This window comes from Anabaena sp. AL09 (assembly GCF_001672255.1).
In the GTDB taxonomy this organism is placed as follows: domain Bacteria; phylum Cyanobacteriota; class Cyanobacteriia; order Cyanobacteriales; family Nostocaceae; genus Dolichospermum; species Dolichospermum lemmermannii.
This window is the reverse complement of sequence record NZ_LJOQ01000108.1, coordinates 1-7,086: the sequence shown is the minus strand read 5'-3', so window position 1 is coordinate 7,086 and position 7,086 is coordinate 1. Positions and strand designations below refer to the sequence as shown.

The window sequence follows — 7,086 nt, the reverse complement described above, 5'->3', positions numbered from 1 at the left end:
AGGGAATTTGTTGATCAACTTATTGAAGACTTGGACAAACAGTAATATATGGATAGTTATGGGTAGAAATTATCAAGCTGTTTCTACCCCCATTTAAAAATGGCTGCACCCCAGGAAAGACCGGCACCAAAACCAGATGCAGCAATAATATCATTGGGTTTGATTTTCCCGGCTCGCACTGCTTCATCTAACGCCAGGGGGATAGATGCGGCGGAGGTGTTACCATAGTCGGATACATTACTGATCACTTTATGTTCGGGAATCTCTAAGCGTTCAGCAACGGAATTGATAATTCTTTGATTTGCTTGATGTAATACTAGCCAATCTATATTTTCAACTTTGAGATTAGCTGCAAACAGGGCTTTGTCTATCACTTCTGGGACTTTTTGCACAGCGAAGCGGTAGACTTCTTTGCCGTTCATGGTAATGGGGTGATATTTGCCTGTAGATACATGAATATCTGGTGTCAGTTCTGTGGTAGAGGCGTTATAGGACAGGTTAAGACAATTGTTTTGAGAACCATCGCTTTTGAGGCAAAATCCTAATAGGCGATCGCTCTTATTAGCCTGTAATACCACTGCCCCAGCCCCATCACCAAATAACACACAACTGCGTCTATCTTGCCAATCTACCCACCGAGAGAGGATATCAGCCCCAATTAAGAGTACATTTTGATAAACACCTGTTCTGATGTATTGTGCGGCTGTAACTAAACCAAAGACAAAACCAGAACAAGCGGCGGTTAAGTCAAAGGCGACTGCTTTGGTAGCACCTAATTCACCTTGAACACGGCAAGCAGTGCCAAATAGGTCATCAGGGGTGGAGGTGGCCAATAAAATTAAATCTATGTCTGCTGCTGTGATCCCGGCGGCAGCAATGGCCTGTTGACTAGCCGCAGTGGCCAATGATGCCAGTGAGTCAGGGGGCAACGCTAACCGTCTTTGACGAATTCCTGTTCTTGAGGCAATCCACTCATCTGATGTTTCTACCAGTTGAGTTAACTCTTGGTTGTGTAAACAAGTTGCTGGGACTGCTGAACCACTGCCTGTAATTGCTATACCACCGTTAAAAAAATTTTGCACTTCTTTTTTTCCTCAATTGTCAATTGTCATTTGTAAATTGTCAGTTGTCTTGTTTGTAAGCATTAATAACGAGTACCAATGACAATCCCAATTTTAGATTTGAGATCAAGAACAATAGATTTATAAAAGTAATTATGAATCTAAAATCCGCGATCTAAAATTGGATGACAAGTGACAAATGGCTGTTAGCGGAGGATCTCTACTTTTGAGAAGTAATAGTTAACTACTTTCATTTTGGAGAATTTGATATTGGGATTGAAGTCTTTCTAACACCTGATTATCTACGGCTTCTTTAGCCATGCGAATGGCACTAAAAATAGATGGTGCTTGGGAACTACCATGACCAATAAAACAAATACCACTGACACCTAAAAGCAAAGCACCTCCATGTTCAGCGTGATCCATGCGCTGTTTAACGCGTTTTAAGTTGGGTTTTAAAATCGCTGTACCGATTTGACCGTGTATCCCTTGGGGTAATTCCTCTCGGAGAATTTGCAGAATTACTCCGCCAACTGCTTCGGCAAATTTTAATAAAATATTACCCACAAAGCCGTCGCAAACAATCACATCAAATTCACCGGACAATACATCACGCCCTTCAGCATTACCAGTAAAATTAATTTGAGTATTTTCCCGTAACAATTGGTGGGCGCGAAGAACTACTTCGTTACCTTTAGTATCTTCTTCGCCAATATTCAATAAACCTATTTTGGGATTTTCTGTTCCCAAAACATACTGACTGTAAATTGAACCCATGACTGCAAACTGCTCTAAAAACTTAGGGCGACAGTCTACATTAGCACCGACATCCAGGATCATTACTGGCTTGCCTGCTTTGATGGTGGGGAATACTGTGCCAATTGCTGGGCGGTCAATTCCCGGTAATCTTCCTAAGCGTAGCAAAGCTGAGGCCATGGCTGCCCCAGAGTGTCCAGCAGAAAATACAGCATCTGCTTGTTGATTTTTAACTAAATCCATCGCTATGTTGATGGAAGATTTCCGCTTGCGTCTAACTGCGTTGAGAGGATCTTCATCCATAGCGATCGTTTCCTCGGCAGGAACAATCTCCAAATCCGCCATAGTTGTCTTTGGCGGCATTACAGCCTCAATTTGTTGGGGATCTCCAACCAATAATATTTTGACACCCAATTCCTCTCGCGCCCGCAGTGCGCCGGCGACGATTTCAGCGGGTGCATGATCTCCCCCCATTGCGTCAATTGCGATCCTTACACCAGTCGATCCCATTGCTCAGAGCTTATAGAAACCTTACAAATTTTATCAGATTGCAATACTTAAAAATTTAAAATTCTCAAAAAAGCATAAGAAAATCTACTTTTTCTGCAACTAAAAGAATTCAGGAGCTTGCATTAATTGAAATATAACGATACCTAATTAAGCATATAGGTATTTTGAATAGGACTGACAACGGTAAGGCTAAAGCTTTTTTATGCTCTTTTACCGTTCACCGGAAAATATGTGAATGAACTACCCCTTACTAATTACTATAAAGGCGTTTTTTAGATGATAATAAACTGAAATTATAGCAGACCAAACAACAAAGATGAGTTTTACAGTCCCCAGTAACTACAATTTTTTAGGCAGATTTTACCGACTGGCAAGCATCAGCGTGCTTGCAAATATGATGGTTCCTTTGGCTGGTTTGGTAGATATTGCTTTTTTAGGGCATTTAACAGATATTCGACATTTAGCAGGAGTGATTTTAGCAACTATTCTCTTTGATTATCTTTATCGAGTCTTAAAATTCATGCGTTCTAGCACCAATGCTATAACGGCTCAAGCTGTTGGTAAAAATGATGATAAAGCAGTAGTTTTAGCTGGTTTACGGAGTGGTTTAATTGCTTTACTAGTGGGTTTAATTATTGTTTTATTGCAATATCCTTTACAAAAAATTGGTTTTTTCATTTTGAGTGGTTCTTCAGATATTGAATCTGCTGGAGTTGATTATTTTTATGCGCGAATTTGGGGCGCACCTGCTGTCCTCCTCAATTTTGTTTTATTTGGTTGGTTTTTAGGTAGAGAAATGAATTGGGTGATGCTATTAATGTCAATTGTCGGTAATGGTTCTAATGTATTGTTAGATTATCTGATGATTTCTAAATGGGGTTGGGCAAGTGCAGGCGCAGGGTTAGCAACAGCATTAAGCCAGTATTTAGCTTTAATCGTGGGTTTAATATGGATGTTTTTTACTATTCCTTGGCAAGCTGTACCAGTAGCCATTCAAGAATTATTTGATTGGGTAGCTTTAAAGGAAACTTTTGCGTTAAAAGGTAATATTTTGATTCGGTTTTTAGTATTAATTTCTGTCTATTCTATTTTTACTAATTTAAGTGCAACCATGGGAACAACTGTTTTAGCTCAAAATGGTTTATTACTCCAAATTGCTCTTTTGAGTCAGTTTACAATTCAAGGGGTAGGAGTAACAATGCAAACCCTGACAGCGAATTTTAAAAGCAAAGGTAATACTCAACAGATCATCCCTTTATTAATAGTTTCTTTAGTGACTAGTGTGGTGATTGCATTAGGTTTTGCCGGGACATCTATTTTCTTCCCTGATCAGGTATTTGGATTATTAACTAATCACACAGAAGTGAATCAAGAGATTAATCAATATACCATTTGGTTACTGCCTATTTTAGTAATTACTGCCATTACTTTTATGCTAGAAGGTTATTTTATTGGCTTAAAGGAAGGGGCAACTTTACGTAATACGGTATTATTATCTTTTGTAGTGGGTTTTATACCCTTACTAATTGCAGCTTGGTATTTTCATAATAATCATTTATTGTGGTCTACTTTATTGTCTTACATGACAAGTAATATGATTTTATTAGGTGTATCTGTACCCCAAACATTTAAAGATAAAAGTTTAGAAAATCAGCCATTAATTTCCAGTTGATATAAGACTCCCATTTGTTTTCTCAGATCCCCGACTTCTCGAAGAAGTCGGGGATCTTGTCTTGTCCAGATTAGAGGAAATTAAATTAACTCAAAACCCAGCTAACCAGTGTTCTCACACCAAAACCAGTTGCACCGGCACCATTGTAGCCATGTTCCTTATCAGCCCAAACTGGCCCGGCAATATCTAAATGCGCCCAAGGAGTATCCTTAACAAACTGCTTCAGGAACAAAGCCGCAGTAATAGAACCGCCATAACGGGGTCCGGTATTTTTCATGTCGGCAATACCAGATTTAAGTCCGTCAAAATATTTGTCTTCCATTGGCATCCGCCAAATTTTCTCACCAGCACTATCAGCGGCTGTTTGCAGTTGGGAAGCCACCGCATCATCTGGTGTAAATAAACCAGCGATATCTTCACCCAAAGCTACCACACAAGCACCTGTAAGAGTAGCTAAATCAACGATCGCATCTACACCCAATTTATCAGCATAGACCAAGGCATCAGCTAAGGTTAAACGCCCTTCTGCATCGGTATTGTTAACTTCGATGGTTTTGCCATTTGATGCGGTTAAGATGTCTCCAGGGTGCATAGCCTTACCGCTAATCATGTTTTCGGTGACGGCGGAGATAAAGTGAACTTCTACATCTGGCTTGAGTTGTCCAATGGCTTTAGCTGCGCCCAAAGTTGCCGCTGCACCACCCATATCCATTTTCATGGTTTCAATGCCGCTACCAGCCCCTTTAATGTTCAAACCACCGGAATCAAAAGTTACACCTTTACCGATAATTGCCAGTTTTCGTCTCGGTGTGGTGGCTGGTTTATAGATGAGGTGAATGAATTTTGGTGGTAAATCAGAAGCTTGGGCAACTCCCAAAAATGCTCCCATACCGAGGTTTTCACATTCTTCCTGTTCGAGAATTTCCAGTTCTAACCCGTGTTCGTGAGCGATCGCTTGAGCAGTTTCTGCCATAGTGATAGATGTAACCGCGTTAGCTGGGGCTGCTACTAACTGTCTTGCCAAAATCACACCAGAAACAATTTGATTAGCACGGGCAATAGCAGCTTCTTGTCCTGCTAAACCAAGTAAATCAATAGTTTCGATCTGGGGATTTTTATCTTCTGGCTCAGATTTAAAGCGAATATCTTGGTAAAGTGCTAATTCTATGCCTTCAGTCAATGCTTGGGCTGTGGCGGCTGGATCATTGTTCCACAATGGTAAACTGATTCCCAGGGTTTTGGTTTTTTGCTTTTTGGCGGTTCGGGCTACAGTAGCCGCAACCCGGCGTAAATTTTCTAATTTCAGCGCGTCTGGTTTCCCTAAACCCACCAAAATCAGCTTCCGCACGGCATGAGTCGCACCTAAGCGAATAACAATAGTGCTATTTACCTTACCTGTAAATTCTTCTTCGGCAATAACTTCTTGGACAATTCCCGCACATTTATCATTTAAGCTGGCAAGATCACCAGTTAACTCTACTGCGTCTTCAAATAAGCCAATGGCTAAAGTATCACCAGTCCAATCTAATAATGCTGTATTTGTAGGTTGAATCGTCATTTTTGTAAGTTCTGTTGATCTTCCGTCATGTACCAGTATTGCTCAAATTTTCTGAATCATGGGCGTTTGACGCAACGTCTTGACAATCTGGTAGAATTAGAAACAGTTTACAAGTTTTATCTGTTTTTTAGAAATCTGCTACTTGTAAAAATTATTAATATGTCTAAAGATACAAATCAACCCCAACTACCACCAACTAGTGCCATTGAGAGTGTAACTAATGTTGCATTTGAAAATTGGTTTGAATATCCAGTTAGGGCGCAACCTCACCATACTGACTACGCAGGTATTGTTTGGCATGGCACTTATTTGACCTGGATGGAAGAAGCACGGGTAGAATGCTTGCGTTCTATTGGCATTGAATTTGCTGATTTAGTGGCGTTAGGTTGTGATTTGCCTGTAGTGGAGTTGTCAATCCGTTATCATCGGTCGGTGCAGTTAGGGATGTCAGTCTTAGTAAAAACACGGATGGCTGAGGTGACTGGAGTGCGAATGAACTGGGACTATACCCTTGTTTCTCCTGATGGTCAGGATTTATACATTACTGCTCAGGTGACGTTAGTGGCTTTAGATCGGGAAAAGGGTAAAATTATGCGGCAGTTACCACCCGCGTTTCAAGATGCTTTAGCGAAAATTTCTGGATCTCGGAAGATTGGGTAATTATTAAAAATGAAAAATTAGATTTTTTAGGGCAATATCCAGGTTGAAATTGCCCTAAATTATCTACTTTTGTCTATCTAACCAAGTGACTAAATCAGATATTGCTGAAAAGTCTAAAAACTCTTCTCCTAATATTTCTAATTGTTCAGTGGATAATAAGCGCATCTTTTCAATTATTGGTAAAGATATTTCACCAAACCGCCGATTTAATTGACGATTCAAGAAACGAAAAGCTTCTTTTTGTTCTCCTTTTATTTCTCCCTTTTGCAAAATATCCTGATAAATTACAGATTCTTGCATAATATCCTCGCTCAATAATTGACGAATTAGATTTTTCTCGAATCGCAAACCTGCTAAAATCTCTTTTTACAAACATTATCAAAACTCACAATTTACACCCTTTGGGTAATGGTTACAATTCTGACTATCACCCAAGGATGATTTTGGGTAACAACTGGTTTTATCATGGTGAATGTCTCCTTATTTTAGGAAGCCGGAAGTCAGCAGGAAGCCTCGGAAACTCATTTGCTGGCTTCTGACAATATTTGTAGTTTTGTTGATGGGTTTCCATAGCCTCTATCATAATAATTGTCACTTTTTCACTGGCGTTTGGGAGAAAGTTTGAGCAAATTGGCTGATTTGCTGCCAAATATCTTGGGGAGTAATACCGAAACCAAAGTATAATAACATGACAACACTGGCAGAGATAATGGCCGTTTTAATCGTGGTTTTAATTAGTTTCCAGAGAATGATAAAAACTATCCAAGCTACTAATAAGTTGACACTCCCCGCTCTAAAGAGACGGGGATTCTTTGTTCAAAGATATGACTTGCTCGCCCAGGATTTCTCCAGCACAAGTAGAGGTCTTA

The 7,086-nt window shown here is 39.9% G+C and carries 6 protein-coding genes and 1 pseudogene; 3 read left to right on the top strand and 4 right to left on the bottom strand.

The annotated features are described in order from the left end of the window. Nucleotides 1–83 precede the first annotated feature (83 nt). Both AN490_RS22790 and plsX read right to left on the bottom strand, forming a co-directional pair. The gene (locus AN490_RS22790) at nucleotides 84–1,082 is read right to left on the bottom strand and encodes a beta-ketoacyl-ACP synthase III (protein ID WP_300007317.1); all 999 of its coding nucleotides are present in this window, start codon (nucleotides 1,080–1,082) and stop codon (nucleotides 84–86) included. Between the two features lie 219 nt (nucleotides 1,083–1,301). After that, nucleotides 1,302–2,327 (bottom strand): phosphate acyltransferase PlsX, encoded by a 1,026-nt coding sequence (gene plsX, locus AN490_RS22785; RefSeq protein ID WP_168695056.1) that lies wholly within the window; start codon nucleotides 2,325–2,327, stop codon nucleotides 1,302–1,304. Nucleotides 2,328–2,643: 316 nt separating this feature from the next. Between plsX and gntT the strand changes: the two genes are divergently transcribed. After that, complete coding sequence (gntT, locus tag AN490_RS22780; protein ID WP_300007315.1) at nucleotides 2,644–3,999, top strand: guanitoxin biosynthesis MATE family efflux transporter GntT; 1,356 nt, start codon at nucleotides 2,644–2,646, stop codon at nucleotides 3,997–3,999. A gap of 85 nt (nucleotides 4,000–4,084) precedes the next feature. Here gntT and AN490_RS22775 read toward each other — a convergent pair whose 3' ends face one another. Beyond that, complete coding sequence (locus tag AN490_RS22775) at nucleotides 4,085–5,557, bottom strand: leucyl aminopeptidase (protein WP_300007313.1); 1,473 nt, start codon at nucleotides 5,555–5,557, stop codon at nucleotides 4,085–4,087. 159 nt (nucleotides 5,558–5,716) lie between these two features. Here AN490_RS22775 and AN490_RS22770 point away from each other — a divergent pair, with 159 nt between their 5' ends. Further along, nucleotides 5,717–6,217 (top strand): thioesterase family protein, encoded by a 501-nt coding sequence (locus AN490_RS22770; protein ID WP_015078289.1) that lies wholly within the window; start codon nucleotides 5,717–5,719, stop codon nucleotides 6,215–6,217. Nucleotides 6,218–6,280: 63 nt separating this feature from the next. Here the strand turns inward: AN490_RS22770 and AN490_RS22765 are convergent. Beyond that, a pseudogene (locus tag AN490_RS22765) lies at nucleotides 6,281–6,580 on the bottom strand (DUF4351 domain-containing protein); the annotation flags it as partial. Between the two features lie 325 nt (nucleotides 6,581–6,905). Between AN490_RS22765 and AN490_RS22760 the strand changes: the two are divergent. Continuing rightward, a partial coding sequence (locus AN490_RS22760) for a hypothetical protein (RefSeq protein ID WP_300007310.1) occupies nucleotides 6,906–7,086 on the top strand: 181 nt, incomplete at its 3' end.

Coding starts and splice junctions, on each gene's coding strand:
- AN490_RS22770 (WP_015078289.1), top strand. CDS start 5,717: ATGTCTAAAGATACAAATCAACCCCAACTACCACCAACTAGTGCCATT.
- AN490_RS22775 (WP_300007313.1), bottom strand. CDS start 5,557: ATGACGATTCAACCTACAAATACAGCATTATTAGATTGGACTGGTGAT.
- gntT (WP_300007315.1), top strand. CDS start 2,644: ATGAGTTTTACAGTCCCCAGTAACTACAATTTTTTAGGCAGATTTTAC.
- plsX (WP_168695056.1), bottom strand. CDS start 2,327: ATGGGATCGACTGGTGTAAGGATCGCAATTGACGCAATGGGGGGAGAT.